The sequence below is a fragment of the Arthrobacter sp. H5 genome (assembly GCF_000520595.1).
Lineage (GTDB): Bacteria > Actinomycetota > Actinomycetes > Actinomycetales > Micrococcaceae > Arthrobacter_D.
In genome coordinates this window covers 1-24805 of the sequence record NZ_KI914991.1, presented here as the reverse complement: position 1 = coordinate 24805, position 24805 = coordinate 1, and the positions used below count along the sequence as shown (strand labels likewise).

At 63.1% G+C, this 24805-nt stretch carries 24 protein-coding genes and 2 pseudogenes; 8 read left to right on the top strand and 18 right to left on the bottom strand.

All coding sequences use genetic code 11. From position 1 onward, the window contains the following. Window positions 1-2: 2 nt before the first annotated feature. The 9 genes from cmk to Y708_RS0109590 form a co-directional block, all read right to left on the bottom strand. The gene (cmk, locus tag Y708_RS0109625) at window positions 3-701 is read right to left on the bottom strand and encodes a (d)CMP kinase (RefSeq protein WP_028279779.1); all 699 of its coding nucleotides are present in this window, start codon (window positions 699-701) and stop codon (window positions 3-5) included. After that, window positions 698-1813 (bottom strand): prephenate dehydrogenase, encoded by a 1116-nt coding sequence (locus Y708_RS0109620; protein ID WP_028279778.1) that lies wholly within the window; start codon window positions 1811-1813, stop codon window positions 698-700. Before Y708_RS0109620 ends, cmk begins: the two co-directional genes overlap by 4 nt. Window positions 1814-1818: 5 nt before the next feature. Beyond that, entirely contained in the window at window positions 1819-3333 is a 1515-nt protein-coding gene (locus Y708_RS24055) for a pseudouridine synthase (protein WP_081746654.1), read from the bottom strand. A gap of 18 nt (window positions 3334-3351) precedes the next feature. Beyond that, complete coding sequence (locus Y708_RS0109610) at window positions 3352-3987, bottom strand: SMC-Scp complex subunit ScpB (RefSeq protein ID WP_028279777.1); 636 nt, start codon at window positions 3985-3987, stop codon at window positions 3352-3354. Next, on the bottom strand, window positions 3971-4876 hold the full coding sequence (locus Y708_RS24050; protein WP_051478864.1) for a segregation and condensation protein A: 906 nt from the start codon (window positions 4874-4876) through the stop codon (window positions 3971-3973). The genes Y708_RS0109610 and Y708_RS24050 overlap by 17 nt, the downstream gene beginning before the upstream one ends. Window positions 4877-4903: 27 nt before the next feature. Continuing rightward, window positions 4904-5791: a ParA family protein gene (locus tag Y708_RS0109600; RefSeq protein WP_028279776.1), complete on the bottom strand. Its 888-nt coding sequence runs from the start codon at window positions 5789-5791 to the stop codon at window positions 4904-4906. Window positions 5792-5962: 171 nt separating this feature from the next. After that, the gene (locus Y708_RS27495; RefSeq protein WP_051478863.1) at window positions 5963-6595 is read right to left on the bottom strand and encodes a DUF4037 domain-containing protein; all 633 of its coding nucleotides are present in this window, start codon (window positions 6593-6595) and stop codon (window positions 5963-5965) included. Between the two features lie 12 nt (window positions 6596-6607). Beyond that, window positions 6608-6877 carry a hypothetical protein gene (locus Y708_RS27490; RefSeq protein ID WP_155853798.1) on the bottom strand — a complete coding sequence of 90 codons (270 nt, stop codon included), beginning with the start codon at window positions 6875-6877 and terminating at the stop codon, window positions 6608-6610. A 264-nt stretch (window positions 6878-7141) separates the two neighbouring features. After that, the gene (locus tag Y708_RS0109590; protein WP_028279775.1) at window positions 7142-8557 is read right to left on the bottom strand and encodes a cation:dicarboxylate symporter family transporter; all 1416 of its coding nucleotides are present in this window, start codon (window positions 8555-8557) and stop codon (window positions 7142-7144) included. Window positions 8558-8686: 129 nt separating this feature from the next. On the opposite strand from Y708_RS0109590, the gene Y708_RS24040 reads away from it, so the two are divergent. Then, the gene (locus Y708_RS24040; protein ID WP_035775864.1) at window positions 8687-10315 is read left to right on the top strand and encodes a sensor histidine kinase; all 1629 of its coding nucleotides are present in this window, start codon (window positions 8687-8689) and stop codon (window positions 10313-10315) included. Beyond that, window positions 10308-11009, top strand: a complete 702-nt coding sequence (locus tag Y708_RS0109580; protein ID WP_028279774.1) for a response regulator — start codon at window positions 10308-10310, stop codon at window positions 11007-11009. Before Y708_RS24040 ends, Y708_RS0109580 begins: the two co-directional genes overlap by 8 nt. A 100-nt stretch (window positions 11010-11109) precedes the next feature. Here Y708_RS0109580 and dgoD read toward each other — a convergent pair whose 3' ends face one another. From dgoD to Y708_RS0109560, 4 genes are all read right to left on the bottom strand, one after another. Continuing rightward, window positions 11110-12255: a galactonate dehydratase gene (gene dgoD, locus Y708_RS0109575; RefSeq protein WP_028279773.1), complete on the bottom strand. Its 1146-nt coding sequence runs from the start codon at window positions 12253-12255 to the stop codon at window positions 11110-11112. Between the two features lie 12 nt (window positions 12256-12267). Continuing rightward, window positions 12268-13164: a carbohydrate ABC transporter permease gene (locus Y708_RS0109570; protein ID WP_028279772.1), complete on the bottom strand. Its 897-nt coding sequence runs from the start codon at window positions 13162-13164 to the stop codon at window positions 12268-12270. Then, a complete protein-coding gene (locus Y708_RS0109565; protein ID WP_028279771.1) occupies window positions 13161-14084 on the bottom strand; it encodes a carbohydrate ABC transporter permease in 924 nt (307 codons plus the stop codon). The genes Y708_RS0109570 and Y708_RS0109565 overlap by 4 nt, the downstream gene beginning before the upstream one ends. Window positions 14085-14216: 132 nt before the next feature. After that, entirely contained in the window at window positions 14217-15515 is a 1299-nt protein-coding gene (locus Y708_RS0109560) for an ABC transporter substrate-binding protein (RefSeq protein ID WP_253905762.1), read from the bottom strand. A 156-nt stretch (window positions 15516-15671) separates the two neighbouring features. Here Y708_RS0109560 and Y708_RS0109555 point away from each other — a divergent pair, with 156 nt between their 5' ends. The 6 genes from Y708_RS0109555 to Y708_RS0109530 all read left to right on the top strand — a co-directional run bounded on the left by Y708_RS0109555 (window position 15672) and on the right by Y708_RS0109530 (window position 22015). Next, window positions 15672-16424, top strand: coding sequence for a FadR/GntR family transcriptional regulator (locus Y708_RS0109555; protein WP_051478861.1), 753 nt, complete (start codon window positions 15672-15674; stop codon window positions 16422-16424). Window positions 16425-16652: 228 nt separating this feature from the next. Then, window positions 16653-17330 carry a GntR family transcriptional regulator gene (locus tag Y708_RS0109550; protein WP_028279768.1) on the top strand — a complete coding sequence of 226 codons (678 nt, stop codon included), beginning with the start codon at window positions 16653-16655 and terminating at the stop codon, window positions 17328-17330. Next, complete coding sequence (locus Y708_RS0109545) at window positions 17323-18840, top strand: MmgE/PrpD family protein (protein ID WP_028279767.1); 1518 nt, start codon at window positions 17323-17325, stop codon at window positions 18838-18840. The genes Y708_RS0109550 and Y708_RS0109545 overlap by 8 nt, the downstream gene beginning before the upstream one ends. Then, window positions 18841-19746, top strand: a complete 906-nt coding sequence (gene prpB, locus Y708_RS0109540) for a methylisocitrate lyase (RefSeq protein ID WP_028279766.1) — start codon at window positions 18841-18843, stop codon at window positions 19744-19746. A 48-nt stretch (window positions 19747-19794) separates the two neighbouring features. Continuing rightward, on the top strand, window positions 19795-20952 hold the full coding sequence (locus Y708_RS0109535) for a bifunctional 2-methylcitrate synthase/citrate synthase (protein WP_028279765.1): 1158 nt from the start codon (window positions 19795-19797) through the stop codon (window positions 20950-20952). 106 nt (window positions 20953-21058) lie between these two features. Continuing rightward, window positions 21059-22015, top strand: a complete 957-nt coding sequence (locus Y708_RS0109530; protein WP_028279764.1) for an endonuclease domain-containing protein — start codon at window positions 21059-21061, stop codon at window positions 22013-22015. Window positions 22016-22037: 22 nt separating this feature from the next. Here Y708_RS0109530 and Y708_RS0109525 read toward each other — a convergent pair whose 3' ends face one another. From Y708_RS0109525 to Y708_RS29780, 5 genes and pseudogenes are all read right to left on the bottom strand, one after another. Next, window positions 22038-22529: an 8-oxo-dGTP diphosphatase gene (locus Y708_RS0109525; protein ID WP_028279763.1), complete on the bottom strand. Its 492-nt coding sequence runs from the start codon at window positions 22527-22529 to the stop codon at window positions 22038-22040. Between the two features lie 29 nt (window positions 22530-22558). Next, window positions 22559-23947, bottom strand: a complete 1389-nt coding sequence (locus Y708_RS0109520; RefSeq protein ID WP_028279762.1) for a hypothetical protein — start codon at window positions 23945-23947, stop codon at window positions 22559-22561. A 1-nt stretch (window position 23948) separates the two neighbouring features. After that, window positions 23949-24212, bottom strand: coding sequence for an RNA polymerase sigma factor (locus tag Y708_RS30985; RefSeq protein WP_253905761.1), 264 nt, complete (start codon window positions 24210-24212; stop codon window positions 23949-23951). 94 nt (window positions 24213-24306) lie between these two features. Further along, window positions 24307-24399 (bottom strand): annotated as a pseudogene (locus tag Y708_RS30980) (sigma-70 family RNA polymerase sigma factor); the annotation flags it as partial. Window positions 24400-24549: 150 nt separating this feature from the next. Next, window positions 24550-24805, bottom strand: a pseudogene (locus tag Y708_RS29780) (hypothetical protein); the annotation flags it as partial.

Genomic DNA, 24805 nt, shown 5'->3' with positions numbered 1-24805 from the left:
CTCTATTGGTGCGAAACGCTGCGGACAACATCCAGCACCGCCGTGACAGTCTGCTCAAAATCCAGGTCTGATGAATCCACCGTGACCACTCCATCGGCTGCCTGCCGGAAGTTGACCACTGTGGAATCCTTTGCATCGCGCGCCACCACCTGCTGCCGCAACTGCTCCGCGGTCTGCGTGCCGCCAAGCTGGTCCCCCCGGCGTCGCAGCCGGGCCTCCTCGCTGGCGGTGAGGAGGATGCGCACCTCCGCATCGGGTGCGACGACGGTGGTAATGTCCCGGCCCTCCGCCACAATGCGGTGGCCGGAGTCGGCAATGATCTGCCGCTGCCGGCGGATCAGTTCGCTGCGCGCACCGAGCGTAGTGGCGACGGCGCTCACCGCCTCGGTCACGCGGGACTCGCGGATGGCATCCGTGACGTCAGTTCCGGCAACCCGCACTGAATCGGCGTCGGGACGAGTGCTGATGGAAAGGTCCAGGTCGCGGGCAGCGCGCTCGACAGCGGCGGCGTCCGAGAAGTCCACGCCGAGTTCCAGGCAATGCAACGTGACAGCCCGGTACATGGCCCCGGTGTCAAGGTATGCGGCGTGCAGGCGGCGCGCGGCTTCGCGGCTGATACTCGACTTTCCAGACCCGGACGGTCCGTCGATGGCGACCACAAGCGACTTGCCCAGCCGGAACTGCGCATCTGGAGTATTCACTGGACCACCTTCCAGCCCTTGGAGGTGAGGAAGTCCATCAGCTCGTGGCGTTTACCGGGCAGCACCGAAATTTCGACCATCCCAACCTGGCGCCCCGGCGAATGCTCCAGACGAAGGTCTTCAAGGTTGATGCCGTGCTCGCCGATCTCGGTGAGCAGCCGCGCAATCTGGCCGGGCACATCATCCACCAGCACCGTCATGCGGGCAAAAGCCTCGGGCGGAGCGCCGTGCTTGCCGGGAATGCGTGCCTGCCCAATGTTCCCTTCGGAGATCAACTGCGCCAGATCCAGCCGCGACCCATCCGCGAGTGGACTCTCCAAGGTGCCGATCAGCCGGTTCAGGTCTTCGCGGACTCCGTACAGGATATCGACCAGCCGGCCCGCGTTGGCCGACAGGATCTGCACCCACAGGCGCGGATCGCTCGCCGCGATACGGGTGACGTCGCGCAGACCGTTACCTGCAAGGGACAGCGCATGCGCGGGCGTGTCCTGCAGCCGGCTTGCCACCAGCGAGGACAGCACCTGCGGAAGATGGGAAATCACTGCCACCGAAGCATCGTGTTCCTCGGCGGACATCCGCGCAACCACTGCACCCAGGTCGATGGCCAGTGCCTCCGCGGTTCGTACGGCCTGCGCGGAACTCTCCGGCGACGCGCAGATGACCCAGGGCATGCTCGTAAACAGCTCGGCGCGCGCCGCAACCGGCCCGGATTTCTCACGCCCCGCCATCGGGTGGGTACCCACGTAACGGGAGCGGGCGTCGTCGTTCACTGACTTTGTCAGGTCCTGAAGGACGGCGTCCTTGACGCTGGCAATATCGACGACGACGGCGCGTGGGTGCGCTTCGAGCGCCTCGGCCACCAGCGTTGCGGTGACGTCAGGCGGCGCGGCAACCACCACGAGTTCCGGCGAGAAATCCGCGTCGGACGGATCAAGGGCGCGTCCCGCGCCGATATCCTGCGCCACTGCCTGCGTGGAGGGCGAAATATCGGAAAGAACGACGTCGATTCCGCGGGCACGCAGGCCAAGCCCGATGCTCGCGCCAAGCAGCCCCGTCCCGATCACCAGGACCGGGCCGGACAGGTGGGTGCCCCCGTTGTTACCTACTGTCATGGAAGCTACATCCCCACGGTGGCCAGCAGGTGTCCCACTTCCTGCCTGCCAAGGACGCGGATGCTGCCCTGCCGCTGGTCGTTCACGCGGATGGGGCCAAACTGGGTACGGACCAGGCGCTCCACCGGGTGCCCCACGGCGTCGAAGAGACGCCGGACAATACGGTTACGGCCCGAGTGGAGCACAACCTCCACCAGGATGTGCCCCGGGGTGGAATCCACCAGCTTGAACGAATCGACGGTGGCGATGCCGTCCTCGAGTTCGATTCCTTCCTTCATCTGGGCGCCGATCCCGTGGGCCATGGGGCCGCGCACCTGCACCAGGTAGGTCTTGGGGACCTCGAAGGACGGGTGGGTGAGGCGGTTGGTGAGCTCGCCGTCGTTGGTCAGCAGGAGCAGACCTTCAGTAGCAACGTCCAGCCGTCCCACGTGGAAGAGCCGTTCGTTGCTCTTGTTCCTGAGGAAGTCGCCGATGCATGGCCTGCCCTCGGGATCGTCCATGGTGGAGATAACGCCCTTGGGCTTGTTGAAGACGTAATACATCATGGTGTCGTTGAGCTGAATGGTGATGCCGTCCACGTGGATGGCCACCTGGGTCGGATCCACCCTGACGCCCAGATCGGTGACGATCGTGCCGTCCACTTCCACGCGGCCGTCGCGGATCATGTCCTCGCAGACACGGCGGGAGGCTACTCCTGCGGAGGCCATCACCTTCTGCAGCCGGATACCTTCCGGGTTGTGGACGTCGAGGCGGTCAACCGGTGCTGCCCTGGGGGTCTTGGGGCGGCGGACGGGACCGAGGCTGCGGCCAAACCGCTCACGGGAGAACGGAGCGGGTCCGGCGGGCTTGCCCGACGTCGGCCTCGGCTTGGTCGGCTTCCCGGCTTTTCCGGTGGCGGGCTTTGCCTTGCCGAACCGGCGTGCGTCGGGGGCGGCGCCGTCGTCGTCCCTGCGCGGGCGGTTGGCGGGATCACTCCCGGAGGGTCCGCCGCGGTAACCTGCTGAGCCGCCGCGGGGGGCACCTGCTGAGCCGCCTCGGGGAGCACCTGCTGAGCCGCCTCGGTAACCTGCGGACGCACCGCGTGGTGCACCTGCTGAGCCGCCGCGGGGTGCACCTGGACCGCCTCGTGAGGCGCCGGTTCCGCCGCGCTGACCCGTGGGGCCACCACTGCGTTCGGATGAGAATCCACTACGGGACGCGCCCGCGCCGCCACGTTCGGTCGAAGCACCGCCGCGGCCAGCATCCGAACCGCCGCGCTGACCGGCCGAGCCACCGCGCTGAGGCGAAGCGCCGCTGCGCTGGGCACCGGCCCCACCGCGCTGAGCGGATGGACCTCCGCGGGAGGCACCACGGGGAGCGGCGCCGCGGGAGGCAGATGCACCACCGCGCTGTCCGCCGGCACCGCGGCCGGAATCCGGCTCGGCAAAGCGGTCAGAGCCTTTACGGCCCGATGCGTCCGAGGATGATCCGTCACGGCCTGCGCGGTTCCGTCCGGAACCTGAGCGGGGCGCCTGTGTCATTGAAAGTCCTTCAGTTGGTTAATACGTAGTGTCGTCGAAATCCCGGAGGTTCTCCAAGCCGGGCAAGTGAGGTGAAAGTTCAGGCAGTTCGGCAACGCTGCCAATACCCAATCTTTCCAGAAAGAACGGAGTTGTCCCGTAGAGCACCGATCCCGTCTCCGGATCCGTGGCTGCATCGGTGATCAGTCCGCGCTGCACCAGCGTCCGCACCACCGAATCGACGTTGACCCCGCGGATGGCCGAAACCCTGGAACGCGAGACCGGCTGGCGGTACGCGATGACTGCGAGGGTTTCCAATGCGGCCTGTGAAAGCCGCGCACTTTGCCCCTCCAGGACAAACCGTCCCACCACGGGTGCAAACTCGCCGCGGGTGAAAAATCTCCAGCCGCCGGCAACGTTTCGAAGCTCCATGCCACGCCGACGCGCCGAACCATCAGCCTGCGGGCCCTGACCAGTATAGCCGTCATACTCGCTCTTCAGATTCAGCAGCGCTTCCTGCACCTCCTGGACAGGCAGAACCAGCGCTGCGGCGAGCCGCAGTTCAGTGACCGGTTCATCAACTACCAGCAACACCGCCTCAAGCGCAGCCATCACTCCGCCGGGCAGCGAACCGATATCCAGTACCTCATCAGCCTGCTCACTCCGCTGATCCATCAGGTCCTCCCGTTGTGTCGGCCAGTACTGCAGGCTGGTCATACTCTTCGCTGATTGCCTTGGCCGACCAGTCCCGGTCCCCCGCCGACCAGCGGACAAACAGGTCACCCAGCGGCGACGCCTGGTCCAGCGAAATGACCGCGTCCCTGAACATCTCCAGCAATGCAAGGAACCGGGCCACCACCACCGTCATGGACCCGGCGTCGGAGGTGAGCTGCCGAAAAGACAGAGACTTCACGGCACGGAGCCGCTCCCCCATCAGCTCGGCCTGCTCACGAATACTCACCGCGGGCGAATGCAGATGGTCCAGTCCCACTTCGGTGGGGACGGGTTCGCGCGGTTGGAGTGCCTTGGCCGCCAAGGCAGCGAAATCGGTGGGAGTCATGCGCCACGAAAGTTCCGGCATCATTGCCGAGTACTGCGGTTCAAGGGCAACCTGCCGAGAGTACCGTTTGCCCTCCTCCGCCAACCGTTCGCCAAGATAGCGCGCAATCTCCTTGAAGGCCTTGTACTGCAGGAGCCGCGCAAACAGGAGGTCGCGTGCTTCGAGCAGTGCGATGTCCTCATCGTCCTCGACCTCACCGGAGGGGAGCAGCCGTGCGGCCTTCAGGTCAAGGAGGGTGGCGGCGATGACCAGGAATTCGCTCGCCTCGTCCAACGAAAAGTCTTTGTCCGTCGAGCTGAACGCGCGGATGTAGCCGATGAATTCGTCAGTGACGCGGGCGAGGGAGATCTCGGTGATGTCGAGTTCGTGCTTGGAGATCAGGCGCAGCAGAAGGTCGAAGGGCCCACTAAAATTGTCGAGCCGCACTTTGAAGCCGCCCACGGATTCGGGGACGGCGGGCTCCAGGAGGTTCCCGCCGTCGTCGTGCGCGTCAGACTGCGCCATGGCGCGGCTCGCAGCGGGCCTGCGCCGTTAGGGCGCGCCGCCGCGGGAGATCAGTTCCCGCGCCAGGTTGCGGTAGGCATCGGCTCCGGAGTGGTTGCCGGCGTAAGAGGTGATCGGTTCAGCCGCCACTGTGGCGTCTGCGAACTTGATGGTGCGCTTGATGACAGTCTCGAAGACCTTCTCACCGAACGCTTCCACCAGCCGGGCAATAACCTCGCGGCTGTGCAGCGTACGGGAGTCGTACATGGTGGCCAAGACGCCGTCTACCTGCAGCCGCGGGTTCAGCCGGTCCTGCACTTTTTCGATGGTCTCCACCAGCAGCGCGACGGCGCGGAGGGCGAAGAATTCGCAGATCAACGGGATGATGACGCCGTGGGCTGCGGTCAGCGCGTTTACGGTCAGGAGTCCGAGCGAGGGCTGGCAGTCGATGAGGATGACGTCGTAGTCATCGGAGACCTTGCGCAATGCGCGGTCAAGGACCTGCTCGCGGGCAACCTCGTTGACCAGCTGGACCTCTGCTGCGGACAGGTCAATGTTGGCCGGCAGCAGGTCGACGTTTTCGACGTCGGTGGACTGGATGGCGTCCTGAATATCCACTTTGCGGTCCATCAGCACGTTGTAGACGGTGACGTCGAGCTCGTGCGGATTGGTTCCGAGGCCGGCGGACAGCGCACCCTGTGGATCAAAGTCCACCAGGAGGACCCTGCGGCCGGCTTCGGCGAGCGCCGCGCCCAGATTGATGGTGGACGTGGTTTTGCCCACTCCACCCTTTTGGTTGACCATCGCGATGATTCTGGCCGGTCCATGGGAAACCAGAACGGGCGGCTCGGGAAACTCCGTGACCGGGCGTCCGGTGGGACCAATCTCTGAGTCGGCTGCGTCCTTCAGAGCTGTGGAACTCTGTTCGCTACTCACGTATCTATCCACGCTTCCGTCTAGTGGCTTGTCCGGTGTCTATTGTTGCCCGCTTGCTTCACCACGTTACAACCGGTGGGTGCCTGAGCTGTGGAAATCCATTTCTTCGCGTCCGCGAGCCTTTAGTCTCCACTTGAGGGTCAACCTTGATCGGGCGGCTTCCGCAAACCTTCAGCTTGAACTGTAGACCATCTGCAGCTGCAGGCAGCGCCCGGGTGAGCTGAGGACGTCGGTGCTGTCAATGAACTGATCGATCGAGCCGACCAGCGGGAGCGCCTTTGTCTCTGCATCCTGCACATTGGCAAGGGCGGCGCTCACAAAACGTTCGGCATCGAGAATGAGCGCGGGACGGTCGAAAAAGGGCCTGAGTGCAGTGTCCAGCCGTGCATCCTCCGGCAGTAACTGGTTGAACCGTGCGGCGAGCAGTTGATATGCCTGACCAAGATGATGCTCGCGGTCAACTGTTTTCGCTGCGCGCAGAGCATTCTTCAGACAGCCACCCAGCCCGTCCGGATCCCGCAGCAGGGAGAAGGCGGTTCCCAGCCACTTCGAGTACGGGGCGTACGCTCTGGTATGGAGCAGTGCCATCCGCAGGCAGTCGCGCACTTCACGTGCCGCAATGATCTCCGAGCCCATGTTGTCGCCGACCTCAGCGGTGCGGTTCACAAACGGTTCCTCCTGGGCAATCCGGCGCCACTGGCACGCCAGCAGGTACCACCAGATGTCCTTCGGATACCAGCGAAGATTTGTTTGAAGAGCGTCAAGGGTGCCCGGCTGATCCGCGAAGACCGTACCCTTCACCATGCCCAGCAACCGCTACTGCGGCAGGACAAGCCATTCGGTGGGCGTTAGCGGGCGTGCCAGCGGATCCACTCCCAGCTGGGAGACGCACCAGACGGACAGGGTGGTGATCTCAACCCGGTGCTCCAGCGGCAGGGCATCGCGGCCGATCCTCAGCGGCCAGCCCCGATAAGTGTCCGGCAGGACGTGGGCAATCGGGTGAACGACAGCGGCGCGGTCCTCCTCGGCAACGAAGAATGGTGGCGCGCGGCCCCCCATCGTGATCTGTGGAGCGCTCGGTGTCATAGCCGAGCACGTCGGAGCCGGGTCCCACGAGCCCGGCCGAATGGGGAACCTCAATCACCGCTGCCAGAACATTCTGATAGAACATCCGGCACAGTTCCCGCCCGGGCATGAATTCAGCCATCCCTACCTCCCGGACTGAAGTATGCCAGCAGACCGCGGACCTGGAGTCCGGACGCAGGGCAACCAGACGACAGTAGATACCGTTCCCGGGGTTGGGAACGGTATCTACTGTCGTCCAGTTCGTTCAGTGCAATTGGGCCAGAACTAGCGGGAGGCACCCACCCTGTCGCCGTCGTCGTGCGTGTCCGCAATGGTGACAGCCTTGTCCGTCTTCAGTTCAACGCCGTCCTCAACGTCGTCAAGGTGGCTGGCGCTCATGGTCGCTTCGTCGAACGGCAGATGTCCCTCAAGGACCTCATCCACGCGGGACCGGTCGATCTCCTTGGTCCACTTGCCGATCAGCACGGTGGCCACGGCGTTGCCGGTGAAGTTGGTCAGTGCACGGGCCTCGGACATGAAGCGGTCGATGCCCACGATCAGGCCCACGCCGTCCACGAGATCCGGCCGGTGCGACTGCAGACCGCCGGCCAGCGTGGCCAGTCCGGCGCCGGTGACGCCGGCAGCACCCTTGGACGCGATGATCATGAAGATCAGGAGCGAAATCTGCTCCCCCAGCGCCAGCGGGGTACCCAATGCGGAGGCGACAAACAGTGACGCCATGGTCAGGTAGATCGCGGTGCCGTCCAGGTTGAACGAGTACCCGGTGGGAACGGTAACGCCCACCACCGGCTTGGACACGCCCAGGTGTTCCATCTTTGCGATGAGGCGTGGCAGCGCGGCCTCGGAGGATGAGGTGGAGAAGATCAGCAGGTACTCGCGGCCCAGGTACTTCATCAGCTTGAAGATGTTGACACCGGTGACAATCTTCAGCAGACCGCCGAGGATCACCACGATGAAGATGATGCAGGTGACGTAGAACGCGGCCATCAGGGTGAACATGCTCACGATCGCCTGCACACCGGTTTCACCGACAACGGCGGCGATGGCACCAAACGCGCCGATGGGTGCGAGCCACATGACCATGATCAGAATGCGGAAGACCAGCGCCTGGATATGACCGATTCCACGGAGGATTGGCTTGCCGGCGGCACCCATTTTCTGCAGCGAGAATCCGACGAGCAGCGCCACGAAGAGCGTCTGGAGAATGCTGGTGCCGGTCAGCGACGCCAGCAGCGTGTCGGGGATGATGCCCAGCAGGAAGTCCGTAGTTCCCGTTGCTTCCTCGGCACCGGAATTGTCATAGGAGGCCTCAGACAGGTCCAGGCCCTCGCCCGGCTGCACAATGTTACCCACCACCAGGCCGATGCCCAGCGCAAACGTGGACATCACCATGAAATACCCGAGTGCCAGCCCGCCGACCTTGCCAACGGTGGCAGCTTTGGCGATCGAGCCGATTCCCAGCACAATGGTGCAGAAGATGATCGGCGCAATCATCATCTTGATGAGCGCAATGAAGCCTGTTCCAATGGGTTTGAGCGCAACCGCGAATTCGGGAGCGACGAGGCCAATAACGGCTCCGAGGATCACAGCGGCAATCACTGCGATATACAGGAAGTGGGTTTTGTCCACGCGTTTCCTGGGTTTGCCGCCCTGAACGGACGGTGCCGGCATCTTTGCCATGCGATTTCTCCTTATGCTGGTAGGCGGCCCACTGGCCGGGTCGCTTCCATACTGAAGCGTTACAGTGACTTGGGTCACTATTGCGTTCATACTGTTCGCGGCCGCCGGTCGAAAGTGCAAAGGAGCCCTGTGCGTAACTGGAGTCTCGCCCGCCAGTTTTTTCTGGGGCAGGTGGTGTTTGTACTTGCCCTGACGGCGGCGATCTCCTGGGTGCTCTACCTCGACGCCGAGCAATCCACCTACGAGTCCTCGTCCGACCGGATGCTGGCCATTGCCACCACCTTCGCCAACGATCCCTTCGTGAGGCGTACCGTCGAGGGGCAGGAACCGAAGAGCGGCCTGCAGCCGTACGCCGTCGAGGTCATGAATGACCTGGACATCGACTTCGTGACAATCATGGACACCGACCGTACGCGTTATACCCACCGCAATCCGGAGGAGATTGGCCGGGCCTACATCGGTTCCATCGACCAGGCGCTGGCCGGCGAGCCACACACCGAGATATTCACCGGGACGCTTGGCCCGTCGGTGCGCGCCATTGTGCCGGTGTACGACGACGGCGGCACCGTCACCGCGCTGGTCGCGGCGGGCGTCACGATCGACACCGTCACGATCGCCCGCAACGCCCAGCTGCCGGTGGTCTTCCTGGTGGCCGGCGGAGCCCTTGCGGCGGGGACCGTGGTGTCCTTTCTCCTGAGCCGGCACCTGCGCAATGCGACGCTGGGCCTCGGAACTGAGCAGCTTGCCCGGATGTTCGTGTTCTATGACTCCGTGCTGCACTCCGTGCGTGACGGGCTGCTCCTCACCAACCCCGGCGGTGAGCTGGTGCTCTACAACGATCAGGCGGCGCAGTTGCTCGGCCTGCCCGCCGCAACACCTGGCCGCCCTGCCCACGCCGGGAGCCTCGATCTGCCGAAATCGGTTCGTGAACTGCTGCTGAGCGGCCGGCGCGCCGTGGACGAATTCCACGTGACCGATGACCGCGTGCTCGTGGTCAACCAGGAGCCGGCCATCCCGGATTCAGCAACCGGGGCTGCGGCCAAACCGCTGGGAACCGTCACCACCATCCGCGACCACACCGAGCTCGAAGCACTGAGCGACGAGCTGCAGACCATGAGGACCCTCACCGATGCACTCCGGGCGCAGACCCACGAACATGCCAACCGCCTGCACACCATCGTGTCCCTGATTGAGCTGGACCGGCGCGCAGAAGCACTGGACTTTGCCACCAGGGATCTCGAACAGTCCCAGCAACTGACCGACGAGGTGGTGGCAGCCATCGATGAGCCGTTCATCACCGCACTCCTGGTCGGCAAGGCCGCACAGGCCAACGAACGCGGCCTCGACTTGGATATTGATGTCCACGGGAGCATGGAAACCGCCGGCCTGGACCCGCGCGACCTCGTCACGATCATCGGCAACCTCCTGGACAACGCCTTCGACGCAGCAGCCGGATCGTCCAACCGCGCCGTACAGCTCAACATCCGCAGCAGCCACGACGACCACGGTGCCAACGTCCGCATCAGTGTCAAGGACAGCGGGCCCGGCATGACCGAGGAGGACCGGCAGCAGATCTTCACCCTGGGCTTCACCTCCAAAGGTGCGCCGGGCGTCCGTGGTCTCGGTCTTGCCCTGGTGAGGCAGGCGGTCCACCGCCTGGGCGGTCAGCTAACGGTAGAGAACGACGACGGCGCCCGCTTCATTGTGCGGCTGCCGCTGGGTGAGCGGGATGCACGGGAGGACGGGGCAGATGACTAACAACATCCGGGTGCTGGTCGTGGAAGACGACCCGATCGCTGCGGAAGCCCACGCCCTGTACGTGCAGCGGCTGGACGGCTTTGCGCTCGCGGGTACCGCACACACCGGCGCCGAAGCCCTCGGCTTGCTGAAGTATGGCCCCAACGCGGCTACCGTCGTCGTCGACCTGGTTCTGCTGGACATGAACCTTCCCGACCTGCACGGCCTCGACATCATCCGGCGTATCCGGGGATCGGGTCATCCGGCCGACGTCATTGCCATTACTGCGGTGCGGGATCTCAAGGTGGTGCGGCAGGCCATCTCCTCCGGCATTGTGCAGTACCTGATCAAGCCATTCACGTATTCGGCCTTTAGCGAGAAGCTGGGCAATTACCGGGCCTTCCGGGAGAGCATGGTGGCGCAGGCCTCGTCGACCACCCAGTCGGAAGTGGATAACGCGCTGGCGGCATTGCGTCCGGCAACCCAGGGAAGCCTCCCGAAGGGCATGTCGGAGGAGACACTGCGTGCAGTGGTCGCGTTCCTGAGCGCAAGCGCGGTGCCGGTGTCCGCAGTTGAGGTTGCCGGTGCGCTGGAGCTGTCCCGTGTGACCGCCCGGAGGTATCTCGAGTTTCTTGCGGACAACGGTTCAGCAGCGCGGAATCCCCGCTATGGGACGCGCGGGCGGCCAGAGTTCGAGTACGGCTGGGTAAGGTGAGTCTGCCCGCGCAGCCCGGGACCGGCACAAGCCGTCCAGAGAGTCAGTCATGCGGTGTCCTCTCGATGTCTTCCCGTGCCCTGCACGAAGTCCGCCGGACCTACCACTCGGCGTACGTGCCGTCGTCGTGCCGCCACACCGGTGAGCGCCACGCATGGCCGCTCTTGTCCACCCGGCGGACGGCGGCTTCGTCAATCTCGATGCCGAGACCCGGCGCCGTCATCCGCTCCACGTAACCGTTCACGAATTTCAGTGGTGTCTTGTCCAGTACATAGTCCAACACCTCGGCGCCCTGGTTGTAATGGATGCCGATGCTCTGTTCCTGAATCAGGAAATTGGTGGTTGCGAAGCCCACCTGCAGGCAGGAGGCAAGCGCGAGCGGTCCCAGCGGGCAGTGCGGGGCCAACTGAACATCGTAGGTCTCCGCCAGCGAGGCGATCTTGCGCACCTCAGTGATCCCGCCGGCGTGGGAAAGATCCGGCTGGGCGACAGCGATGCCGGCCTGCAGCACCGGCAGGAACTCCTGACGGTTGTACAGCCGCTCCCCCGTGGCCACCGGAATGGTGGTGGCACTGGTAAGCCCGGCGATCAGGTGCGAATTTTCCGGAACCGTGGGCTCCTCCAGGAAGAACGGGTGCAGCGGTTCAAGCAGCGGTGCCACCCTTCGTGTGTTGGCGAGGGTGAAGCGACCGTGGAAGTCGACGGCGACATCGCGGTGCGGGCCGAGGACTTCGCGGGCAGCGGCGACGCGTTCGACAACCCCGTTGATCTCCGCCATGCTGCCGAGGGGACTCATGCGTCCGCTGGCGTTCATCTTGACTGCGGTGAGACCTTCGTCCAGCTGGGCTGCGACGGCGTCGGCAATCTCGGCCGGTTCGTCGCCGCCGACCCACCCGTACATGCGGATGCGGTCGCGCACGTGGCCGCCGAGCAGTTGGTGCACCGGCACGCCGAGGGATTTCCCGTGGATGTCCCACAGGGCCTGGTCGATCCCCGCGACCGCGCTGGCAAGGATTGCGCCGCCGCGGTAGAAGGAGCCCTTGGTCATGACCTGCCAGTGGTCTTCGATCCGCAGCGGGTCGGAGCCGATGAGCAGTTCCGAGAGCTGTTCGACGGCGGTGCGCACCGTCTCCGAACGCCCCTCCACCACAGGTTCTCCCCAGCCCACAATCCCGCTGTCCGTCTCCACCCTGACAAAGAGCCAACGTGGCGGCACAAGGAAGGTTTCAATCCTGGTAATACGCATGGACGCCATGTCCTAGCCTTTGGTTGCGCCGGCGGTCAGGCCGGACACAATGTATTTCTGGGTGAACAGGGCGATGACCATGATCGGGATGGTAACCACTACCGAGGCGGCCATCAGTCCTCCCCAATCGATGCTGGCGTAGGCCACGAAGTTGAAGATTGCCACCGGAAGGGTCTTTGTGTCAGCGCCGGAGAGCACTAGGGCGAACATGAAGTTGTTCCAGGAGAAGATGAACGCCAGGATGCTGGCCGTGGCAATACCGCCGATTGACAGCGGCAGGGTGACCCTCAGGAAGGCGCCGATGTGCGTGAGGCCATCCACCCGTGCGGCCTCCTCGAGTTCCAGGGGCATTGAATCGTAGTAGGACATCAGGATGTACACAATGAGCGGCAGCGCCACGAACATGTGCGAGAGGATGAGCACGCTGTAGCCACCCACCATCGACAGGTTGGAGAACACGTAGTACCAGGGAACCAACAGGCTGACGCCGGGGATGATGCGTGCCATCAGGACCACCAGCGCGGAACGGCGCATGGCGAACCGGCTCATGGAGTAGGCGGCGGGAACTCCAATGATCAACGACAGCGCCGTGGAGGCAAACGCCACCCAAAAGCTGTTGAACACAAATGAGAGGTAGTTGTTTCGGCCCAGGACTGTCTCGTAGTTTTCCGTGGTGGGGGTAAAAATCAGGGTCTTGCCGGCATCGTAGATGTCCACATTGGTTTTCAGGGAAGCCAGCAGCATCCAGAACAGCGGCGCAAGGAATGCGACGACGATGACGATCAGCGCGACCACGCGGAAGACCTTGTATGCCCTGCTTTTCAGCGGCTTGCGCCGCCGTGGTTGCGCTGAGGGACGGGCGACGTTTTTCGTGCCTGGTCGCAGCATTTTCGGGGTGACAACGCTCATGACTGCACGTCCTTCCGGCGGCGGGTCAGGACCCACATGGCGGCGATGATGATCAGGAAGAAGAGAATCAGCACGGTGGAGGACAATCCGTAGTCGTTGTAGTCGAAGCTGAGGCCGTAGGCGTAGATATTCAACGTTTCCACCTCATGGAAGGATCCACCGCCGCGACCCTTGGTGGCGTAGAGCAGGTCAAATGTCTTCAGTGCGTCGATGCTGCGCAGCAGGATGGCCACAATGATGGTGGGCATCATCAGCGGAACCGTGATGAAGCGGAAGCGTTGCCAGGCGCTGGCCCCATCGATCCTCGCTGCCTCGTCCGGCTCCTCCGACAGTGAGGTCAGGCCGGCGAGCAGAATGATCACCACCATGGGTGTCCACTGCCAGATATCGATGAAGATCACGGTGGGCAGGGCGGTTGACTGTCCGGAGAGCCAGGGCTGAGCCGGAATGCCGAACCACGCGAGTGCCTGGTTGGCGAAGCCGATGTTAGGATCGAAGATCAGCCGCCACATCATGCCGACGGCAACCGGCGTGGCCACGAGCGGTAGCAGGATGGCCACACGGACCCACTTTTCACCCTTGAACGGCCGCCACAGCAGCAGGGCAATGCACATCCCAAGCACCATCTGAACCGCCAGTGCCGCGCCGGTGAAAAGGAAGGTGCGGCCTACGGCCGGCCAGAACCGGTCACCGTCGCTGAGGACTTCAAGGTAGTTGGCGAAGCCGATGAAATCGGACTCGGCCCGCACCGACCCTGAGGAGTCCGTCAGGCTGAGGTACAGGGTCCACGCGAGGGGAAAAATGATGAGAATGGCGACAAAAATCATGGCCGGAGCGGCGAAAAGCCATTTCCGGTGGTTGTTGGCCCAGTCGGAATAGGCCTTCCACGCTGTTTTCTGCGGCAGGGAGGCGACGGTCATTGTCCAAGTCCTTGGTACTGGAATGTCTAAAGGTCTGAGGTGGCAGGCAGGTGCCCTGCGGGGGCAGCGGCCCCACGCCGTCGTACCTGTGATGTTTTACAGGCACGACGGCGGGTGGTGCAGACAGGCTGGTTACTCGCGTTCGTCGTCGAGGAACTGCTGGAATGCCTCGTCGGCAGCATCAGCTGCGGCACTGACATCGCCGCCGGTGATGCCGATGACAATCGGGTCTCCAACCATTTCGCGTGCTTCGGCCACGTTGATCACGAGCGGGCGGTCGTAGCCCACGCCGTTCTCGGCGCTGGCTTCGATGGCTGCCGCGAGGTCCTCGGGGTAGGTTGCGGTGCCCTCAGGGTCGGCCCAGACTGACTTGCGCGGTCCGGGGACGCCTTCCTGCTGGATGTCCAGCACCCTTTCCTTGCTGGTGGCCCATTCGACGAACTTCCAGGCGTTGTCCTGGTTAGTGGATGCCTCGTTGATGCCGAGGCCCCAGGAGGGAACGTTGTACGGCTTGGAGCCCGCGGGACCGGCCGGCATCGGCGCGAAGCCTACGTTCTCGGCAACCTGCGAGTTCGCCGGGTCCGTGGCGTTCTGGTAGAGGCTGTCGGCCTCGGTGTAGAACGCAGCGCCACCCTGGGTGAAGATGGCCATTGCTTCAGGCCAGCTCATGTCCGTGCTGACGTTCTCCGGACCGTACTCGTTGATCATGCGGCCGTAGTACTCGTAAGCTTCCTTGGCTTCGGGCGAGGCGATGGCGGAGTTTCCCTCGTCATCGATGAAGTCTCCGCCGAAGCCGTAAAGGAAGCTGGAGAACTGGGTGACGGCTGGTGACTTGCCGGTGCGGGCAACGAAACCTGCCACGTCGGGGTTCTCTTCGCCGATCTGCTTGGCGGCTGCTTCGAGTTCCTCAAGAGTTTCCGGAACTTCGAGGCCGGCTGCCTCGAGGAGGTCGGTGCGGTAGTACAGCACCTCGCGCTCGGTGATGGTGGGAACGCCCACTACTTTGTCCTCAAACGTTGTGGAGTCCACGGGCCCCTGCTGAAAGTCGCTCCACTCCCACTCCGGGTTGGACTCGACGCGTTCCGTCAGGTCTGCGAGGTAGCCGTTCTGGGCGAAGAGCTTGCCCTCCTGCAGCGGCCGGTACATCATGACATCAATCTCGTCCGTACCGGCGTTGAGCTGCACGTTGTACTGTGCGGACAGCTGGTCTTCGCCAAGCTGTGTGAGTTCCACGGTGAGGCCGGTTTCTTCCTCGAATTCAGGAATCGCCTCGATGATTTTTTCGGTCCAGACGTGATTTGCGAGGGTCACCCGCAGAGTGTCGGACCCGGCTTCGTCTCCGCCGCCGCTTCCGCAGGCGGCCAAGGACCCGCCGGCGAGCATTGCTATCGCTGCTGCCATTCCGGCATTCCGCAGGGTTTTGCGCTGCACTGTGTCTCCACTTCTCTTCTTTGAGGGGCATCCGCTGGGGTGCGGGCCAGGAGTAGATGAATGTTTACATCTGCTATATCCCCAGACAGTAGTGGCAAAGATCATACTTAAGCAACCTTCCATCGCTAATGGGATGCTCTTGGTACGCTTCACCTCATGGAGACACCTGCGCCCGGCCCCACCGACATCGTGTTTTCCGGGTTGCACGCGTCTGTAGTGGACCAGATGGGCCTGGCGATCGGCGCAGGCGTTTGGGCCAGCGGATCCATCATGCGCATCGAGGAACTTGAAGAGCGGTACGGGGTGTCCCGCTCTGTCATCCGTGAAGTCCTGCGCGTGCTGGCCTCCATGGGCATGGTGGAATCACGCCGTCGGGTTGGTGTGCAGGTGCTGCCCGCCACGGAGTGGAATCTCTATGACCGCCAGATCATCAGGTGGCGGCTGGCATCGCCGGGACGAGTGGTCCAGCTCCGATCACTGACGGAACTGCGGACGGCCATCGAACCCCAGGCTGCACGGCTTGCAGCGCTGCGGGCCCCCTTGGCCGACGCCAGCGAACTCATGGGCCTTGCCGGCAAGCTGTGGGCGGCCGGCCAGAATGGTGACACTGAGCTGTTCCTGAAGCTGGACATCCAGTTCCACCACCTGGTGCTGTCCAGTTCGGGGAACGAGATGTTTGGAAAACTCAACTCCCTGGTGGCAGAGGTCCTGACGGGGCGCACGCACTACGGCATGATGCCGGAGCATCCGCACGAGGAAGCGCTGCAGCTGCACGTTGACGTGGCCAGCGCCATCCAGCGGGGAGATCCCGTGGACGCCCACAAAGCCATGCTGGCAATCATGGAACGCGCGATAGACGAAATGGCTACGCTCTGGGATCAAAAGGCGCAAAAACAGGAATCCCCCTAAAGGCCTGAACAACAATCCGCGGGCGCGACGCGCCTAGGACAGGCGCTGCCGAAGCACGGTTGAAGCTAATGGCTACTACCTGTGGTCAGAGCTTTTGGAATGAGCCATGTATACAGAGGGTGGGCTTTCTGGACGCAACGGAGTATTTTTCTTGCAGGCAGAGCCGTTAATGTATACATTGATCGTTACTTCCAGTCCACAACTTTCAGTCCACAATAAGGAGGCGCGATGCGGGCAAGTGACCGTGCGTATGACGTCCTCCGTGCAGACATCATCGAATGGCGTCTCGCGCCGGGAACGGTCCTGGCAGAGGTGGAACAATCGGCCCGGCTTGGTGTTTCCAGAACTCCCTTGCGTGAGGCCCTCTCACGTCTCACCGCCGAGGGTTTAACCGCGCCGCAGTCTGGACGCGGCGTCGTCGTCACCGATGTTTCGCTGGAAAAGATGACCGGGCTCTTTGATGTCCGTCTGGCGCTGGACTGCACCGCCGCCGCACTGGCGGCGCAGCGCCGGACGCCAACCGGGTTTGACCAACTGGCGGCGCGCTTTGAAGCGGCTGACACCCTGATCTCCTCCGGAGACCGCGGCCAGCACCAGTACTACGCGCTGGTGGCAGAGCTGGACGCTGCGATCGACGCCGCGGCATCAAACCCCTACCTGCTTCAGGCGCAGCGCCAGCTGCGCACCCAACTCACCCGGGTCCGGCGGCTTGCACGGGATAACACCGCGCGGTTGCTGGCCTCGGCCACCGAGCATGCCCAGATTGCCCGGTCCATTGCGCTGGGCAACCCCGACCTTGCAGTTGCTTCGACCAAGGTGCACCTTCACAACAGCCTTCAGCACCTGCTGGCGGCAAAGAACGACGTTGATCAATCCACAATCCGAGAGGAAGCCAACCATGGTTGAGCTCCACCCCGTCCGTGTCCACCGCAGCGAGGAAAACCTGAAGCGCCCCGGACAACTTGCCTACAAGATTGCCCAGGTTGCCGTAGATCCAGTCGATGTCGACGACGACGTCACCGAGATGGTGATCAACCGCATCATCGACAACGCGTCCGTGGCTGTTGCGTCCCTCGGCCGTGCACCGATCGAAGCGGCCCGGGCGCAGGCCCTGAGCCATCCCGTGTCGTTGGGCGGCTCAGGTGCCATGATCTTCGGCATCACCGAAAAAACGTCACCGGAGTGGGCAGCATGGGCCAACGGTGTTGCCGTGCGGGAACTCGACTACCATGACACCTTCCTTGCAGCCGACTACTCCCACCCCGGCGACAATATCCCGCCCCTTCTGGCCGTGGCACAGCACACCGGCGCCTCCGGTGCGGACCTCCTCCGGGGAATAGCGACCGGCTACGAAATCCAGGTGAACCTGGTCAAATCAATCTGCCTGCACAAACACAAGATCGACCATGTTGCACACCTGGGCCCCTCAGCGGCCGCAGGCATCGGCACTTTGCTTGGCCTCGACGTCGAGACGGTCTTCCAAGCCGTGGGCCAGGCGCTGCACACCACTACGGCGACCCGGCAGTCCCGCAAAGGCGAGATCTCCACGTGGAAGGCTCACGCCCCTGCCTTCGCCGGGAAGATGGCCGTTGAGTCGGTGGACCGGGCCATGCGCGGCCAGACCTCCCCCACTCCCATCTACGAAGGTGAAGACGGTGTCATCGCCTGGATGCTCGACGGACCGGACGCCAACTACGAGGTTCCCCTGCCCGCGCCCGGCGAGTCCAAGCGCGCAATCCTCGACACCTACACCAAGGAGCACTCGGCCGAATACCAGGCCCAGGCGTGGATTGACCTGGCCCGTCGGCTCAATTCGGCCCACCCTCAAACCACCGATCCGGCAAACGTGGAGAGTATCCTCATCCACACGTCCCATCACACGCACTACGTGATCGGCTCCGGCGCCAACGATCCACAGAAGTACGATCCGACCGCTTCCCGGGAAACCCTGGACCACTCGATTCCCTACATCTTCACCGTCGCCTTGCAGGACGGCGCCTGGCACCACGAAAACTCCTACACGCCGGAGCGCGCAGGCAGGCCGGACACGGTCAAGTTGTGGGGCAAGGTCAGCACCGTGGAGGACACGGAATGGACCCGGCGCTACCACTCACTGGACATCAGCGAGAAGGCCTTCGGCGGACGGGTGGAAATCACTCTGACCGACGGCACAGTCATTACCGATGAGATTGCGGTCGCCGATGCGCACCCGCTGGGCGCTCGGCCCTTCGCCAGGGAACAATACATCGCGAAATTCAGGACACTGGCAGCTGGCCTGGTGGACGCGGCGGAGATCGACCGTTTCCTCGACGCCGCAGAGCGTCTGCCCCAACTTGGAGCAGGCGATCTTGACCAGCTCAACATCACGGCGTCAGCCGGCATAATTTCAGCCGATGCACCGAAGGGACTGTTCTAAATGCTGTACTCACACACAACACCCGAGCACAAACGGGTGACCTTCCGGGAAGGTCTTGCTTCCGGGCGGATCCAGCAGTTTCCGGGTGCCTTCAACCCACTGTCAGCGCGGCTGATCCAGGACAAAGGGTTCGACGGCGTCTACATCTCCGGCGCAGTCCTCGCCAACGATCTGGGACTACCCGATATAGGCCTCATCACCCTCACGGAGGTGGCCACCCGTGCCGGCCAGATTGCACGGATGACCGATCTCCCGGCAATCGTCGACGCCGACACCGGCTTTGGCGAGCCCATGAACGTTGCGCGCACCATCCAGGAGCTTGAAAACGCGGGACTCGCAGGCTGCCACATCGAGGATCAATTCAATCCCAAGCGCTGCGGGCACCTCGACGGGAAGAACGTGGTGGACCTGGACACGGCAACCAAACGGATCCGCGCCGCCGCCGATGCCCGCAGGGATGCCAACTTTCTCATCATGGCGCGCACCGACATCCGTGGAACCGATAGCCTCGAGGCCGCGCAGGAAAGAGCCAAGGCGCTTGTCGACGCAGGTGCGGACGCCATCTTCCCGGAGGCAATGCGGGACCTGAGCGAGTTTCAGGCCATCCGCGACGCCGTGGATGTACCGATTCTTGCCAATATGACCGAGTTCGGGAAAAGCGAACTGTTCACCACAGCGCAGTTGGAATCGGTGGGAGTCAACATGGTGATCTACCCGGTCACCCTGCTGCGTAGTGCAATGGGGGCGGCGGAGCGTACGCTGGAATCGATCAAAGCCGACGGCACCCAGCAGGCCGCCGTCGGCAGTATGCAGACACGAGCCCGCCTTTACGAACTTGTTGATTACGAAGCCTATAACCGCTTTGACACCTCGGTGTTCAATTTCCAGGTGCCTGGAACACGCTAGCCCAGCCTTGCCGTCGCTGAACGCAGGAATAGACATAGGAGTCCAGCCATGACAGAAACGCAGATCCACAAAGGCCTTGCCGGCGTGACCGTGGACACCACTTCAATATCGAAGGTGAATCCGGAAACCAACTCGCTGCTGTACCGCGGCTACCCGGTGCAGGAGTTGGCCGCAAACTGCAGCTTCGAGGAAGTTGCGTGGCTACTGTGGCACGGTGAGCTGCCATCAGAGGCCGAGCTCAAGGGGTTCACCACTTTTGAGCGTTCACACCGGGCGCTGGCGGACAACGTCAAGGCAGCGATCGACCTGCTGCCTATCACCTGCCACCCCATGGATGTTGGGCGGACCGCTGTCTCGGTGCTCGGCGCCAATCATCCCAGGGCTGAGGACTCCTCGCCCGAGGCCAACCTGGCGAAGGCCACCGAACTCTTTGCGGCGTTTCCAGCCGTCGTCGCCTATGACCAGCGGCGCCGCCGCGGCCTTGCTCCCATGGGTCCGCGGGAAGATCTCGACTACTCCGCCAATTTCCTGTGGATGACGTTCGGCGAGGAAGCCGCGCCGGAGGTAGTGGACGCCTTCAAGGTGTCGATGATCCTGTACGCGGAGCACTCCTTCAACGCATCCACCTTCGCTGCCCGTGTCATCACCTCTACCCTCGCCGACCTGCATTCCGCTGTAACCGGTGCCATCGGCGCACTGAAGGGCCCGCTGCACGGCGGAGCCAACGAAGCAGTGATGCACACGTTCGAGGAGATCGGCATCCGGAAGGATGAGCCGGAGGAGGATGCTGCAGCCCGGGCCAAGGCGTGGATGGAAAACGCCCTCGCGCAGAAGAATAAGGTCATGGGCTTCGGCCACCGCGTGTACAAGAACGGCGATTCGCGGGTTCCCACCATGAAGGCTGCCCTTGATGACATGATCAAGCACTATGACCGCCCTGAAATCCTTGGTCTTTACAGCGGCCTCGAAACCGCGATGGATGAAGCGAAGAACATCAAGCCCAATCTCGATTACCCGTCCGGCCCCACGTATCACCTGATGGGCTTTGACACCGAAATGTTCACTCCCCTGTTTCTGGCCTCGCGCATCACGGGCTGGACGGCGCACATCATGGAGCAGACGGCGTCGAACTCGCTCATCCGGCCGCTCAGCGAGTACGACGGCCCGGAAGAGCGCCATTTGGTTGCATCGAGTGTGCGGAAATAACTGATTTTGGGCCGGATTCCGGTCATTTCCGTACACTCGGTGGGCCCTGAATTTCGGATCTGTGGATAACCTCTCTCACCCGGGCTGAGTAGGCAACCATGAAGATGTGAAATCTCCTCATTCCTTATCGCCGGACCTTCCGCACACGGTCTTCACGGTCGACGACGCCGTGAAAGCCCAGATTCCGTATTCACGGCTGCGCCGAAAGGACATCGAAGCTCCTACCCGTGGCGTCAGGAGCTTCCGCGGACATCGGGCCACTCTCCTGGAGCGGGTGTCGCCGATAACCCGCTTGGACAGGTCCACATCGGCAAGTCACTTCACAGCGGCCCGGCTCGTGGGGATTCTACTGCCGTACGATGAACAGCCGGATGAACCGCTGCACCTCACGCGGCATTCGCTCGCAGCGGGACAACCACGCAGACCCGGTGTGCAGGGACACCGTGCCGGCCTGCAGCCGGAGGACGTCCTCACCATCGGTGGTGTGAGCATTACGGCTCCAGCCTGGACCTGGACAGACCTCGCTGAGACCCTCACTCTTGACGCCCTGATCATTGCCGGCGACTCACTACTGCGGCGCCCAGACGCACCGGGCAGGAGAGCCGAGCTGATTCTTGATGATCCGCTCAGTTCGATTGACCAACTCACAGCAGTTGTTGCGCGCCGCCGCGGATCGCGCGGCGTCAGGAAAGCACGTGTTGCACTCCCATTCCTTAGAAGCGGTGTCGATTCCGCGCCCGAAACCAAACTGAGACTGGAAATTATGCGCGCCGGTCTGCCGGAACCACTTGTCAATCAATGGATCTACGACGCGCACGGTCACCGGATCTCCAGACCAGATCTCCAATATCCTGAGTCAAAGATCGCCCTCGAATATGAAGGGGAACACCACCTCCTGGACCCGGAGCAATGGGCCCGCGACATTGAACGCGACGAACGGCTCCGGGCGTTGGGATGGATAATTCTGCGCTTCACCAAGAAGCACTTGCAACCATCGGAACTTCACAACACCATGAAACGCATACGCAAAGCCTTGGCGCGGTCATCGAGTGTGCAGGAATGACCGATATCTTCCAGGATTTAGGTTATTTCCGCACACTCGATGAGAAATTGACCTCCCGCACCGTCTGATTGTCGGGGTTCAGCGTCACCGTGACATCCAGCGGTTTGCCGGCGATGACGTGCCCCAGCCAATGCTGTGCGTCCTCCCACATGCCGGTCCACGGCAGGTCATTCACCGGGTACCAGTGGGGATCAACTTCGTCGCTGGGCGCCGGGTCACCGGTCCATTCGCCGGCCGTAAACACCGCGGCGACCATGTCCTGGGTCGGCTTGGCGGGAAAATGCCAGCGGATCAGTCCCAGTCTGGTCAGGTTGGCTTCGCGTACGACGACGCCGGCCTCCTCCGCTACTTCCCGCACCGCTGCCTCTGCGTCGGTTTCACCGAGCTCAATCCCGCCTCCGAGCGTCACGATCCTGCCGGTTCCGAAGCCGGACTTTTTCATGCCGAGCAGTACTTCGCTTCCTGACTCCGTTTCACGGAACAGGAAGCAAAGTGCTACTTGGCGTGGACTCATGCGGCCCAGTGTACGTCGTTGCCGGTGGTTTACCCGGTGATGACGATCGACTCGGCAATGTAAGCCAGCTGGTCGAACTCGGCCGACTGTGCGTAGCCCTCGGCCTCGGCCACTGACGTGAAGGTCATCCCGTCGCCCTGCTCGTAGGGCGAGAGCTGGAAGGCGTTTGACAAGGACAGCAGCCCAACGGTTGGTTGGGAAATGACGTTGTAGAGCATGCACGCTTCTCCGGATGTTGGGTCGGTTGCCAGAACAAGTCCAGTTGCCGCCTTCACAGAGGCACCCTCAAATATCCGCAGGACAAACCGCGCGTCCACCGGACCGCTGGGCGTGTCGATCGAAACCGGCACCGACCGCAGCTCCCGCCAGGGAACCGGCTCCTCAGAGCAGGCACCGCCGATACCGCTTTCGGCCGAGCGCTGCAGGTTGGTGACGACGGTGCCGCTGTTGTCTGCCAGATTCACGCCTCCCTGACCTGCCTCGACTATGCCCCAGTTGGTGGGCAGCTCATAGGACAGGCCCATTGCCTCATCCTCCATGCCCCGCCAGAGCTCTGAGGCGTCCGGTCCTTCGCCCACCAGCTCAGTGCGCAATTCAACCGGTATCCCTGCATCGATGAACTGTTGGTCCATGACTTCCTGTGGCGCCCTGCCGGCCGGGTCGTCCAGGGTGAAACGCCACCGAAGAATGGCGTAATAGGGGTCGGCCGCTATCCATTGTCCGTCCACCCGTTTAGCGAGATGGAACCAGGCGTTGCCGCCGTCGGCGCCAATGGCTTGATATCCGTCGTCGCTCAGATCCATAGACATCCACTCATCAGTGCAGCCGATGACGGCGAAGTTTTCGGACGTGAAGGTCCAGTCGTCCCGGACACCAATAGTGCCGTCGCTTCGCGGACCTACCCGGTCAATATCCTCCGGCCTGCACCCAACGTCAGACGCCAGCGTCGGCTCGGTTGTCGGCTCGGTTGTCGGCTCGGTTGTCGGGTCAGTGGTTGGCTCGGTTGTCGGGTCAGTGGTTGGCTCAGCGGATGGTGTTTCCGACGGGGCCGGCGTCTGTGCCGGGCCGGTCGGCTCCTCTGAGGCCACTGGGTCGGTTGTTCCAGCAGGCAACGGCGACTCAGCCCCCAGGTTGCCGCTGACCACTACTGCGCCGGCAACCACAGCTGCGGCAGCGGCGCCCGCCAGCACCACCGCCAGGGTTCTCCGGCGGCGGAATGGAACCACAACGGGCCGGTCGTCGCTGAATACGCCGGAGTCGTCGTCGGCTGTGGCCAACACCCCGCCGATTACCGGCACCGCTGTTGTCTCCGCGGAATGCAACGGATCGGATGCGGCTAAAACCACGGGCTCGACGACGGACTTATCCTCCGCACGCACGGGGTCCAGGCCCCGGATCAGATTTTCAATGCGGTCCATCTCAGACATCTCCTTCGGCCATAAGTGCTGTGGGCAGCAGCTCGGCAAACGCCTTGCGTGCCCGGTGCAGGCGAACCTTCGCGGCGGACTGGGTGCATTGGAGCACTTCCGCGATTTCGACGACGGCGAGGTCATCCCAATAGGCCAGCAGGAGGATCTCCCGTTCCTTCTCCCGGAGCCGGAGCAGGGCGTCTGCCACGGCCTGCTGCCGTGCACCGTTCCCCGCCCGTGAAGCGAGAACCACGGTTTCGCGGATGCGCTGCATCAGTTGCTCCGCGCGGTCCCGTCTCCGGGTACTCGTTCCCGATAAGGTTTCGTGCCACGGCCAGGAGCCAGGCGATGGTGAGTTCGGTCGGGTCCGGGTGACGCTGCCACGCGACGCGGAAAACGTCGTTGGTCAGCTCCTCGGCAGCCTCGCGGCTGTTGATTCTGCGGTGAATGTAGTGGAACACGCGTGGACGGTGTTCCCTGTGTACCGCGGCAAATACGTCCTCGTTCTGCTGCAACACCGGTGGTCCCCCTAGGCTGAAGTTACGTTAGACAGAACGCCAGGAACCCCGGTTTGTCGGGGTTCCTGGCGTTTTTGGGTCCGGGGTGTCTGGCTACTTTCTGTGGTTTCGGGCGTGGTGGTCGACGAGGTCCATGGCCCTGCGTTGGCGGGCTGTGGGGACGGTGAGCAGTTCGAAGGTCAGATCGCTGGCGGGCTCGTGCTGGCCGTTAATGCTGTCGTGCTCCGGGGTCTGTGGTTTGGTGAGTTTAGTGGTGTTCCGCGTGCGGGTTGCCATGTGAGCCAGGAGGTCCTGGTAGCTGGTGGCGGTGGTCCCGTCGTCGAGTTTTCGGGTACTGGCCTTGCGCTCC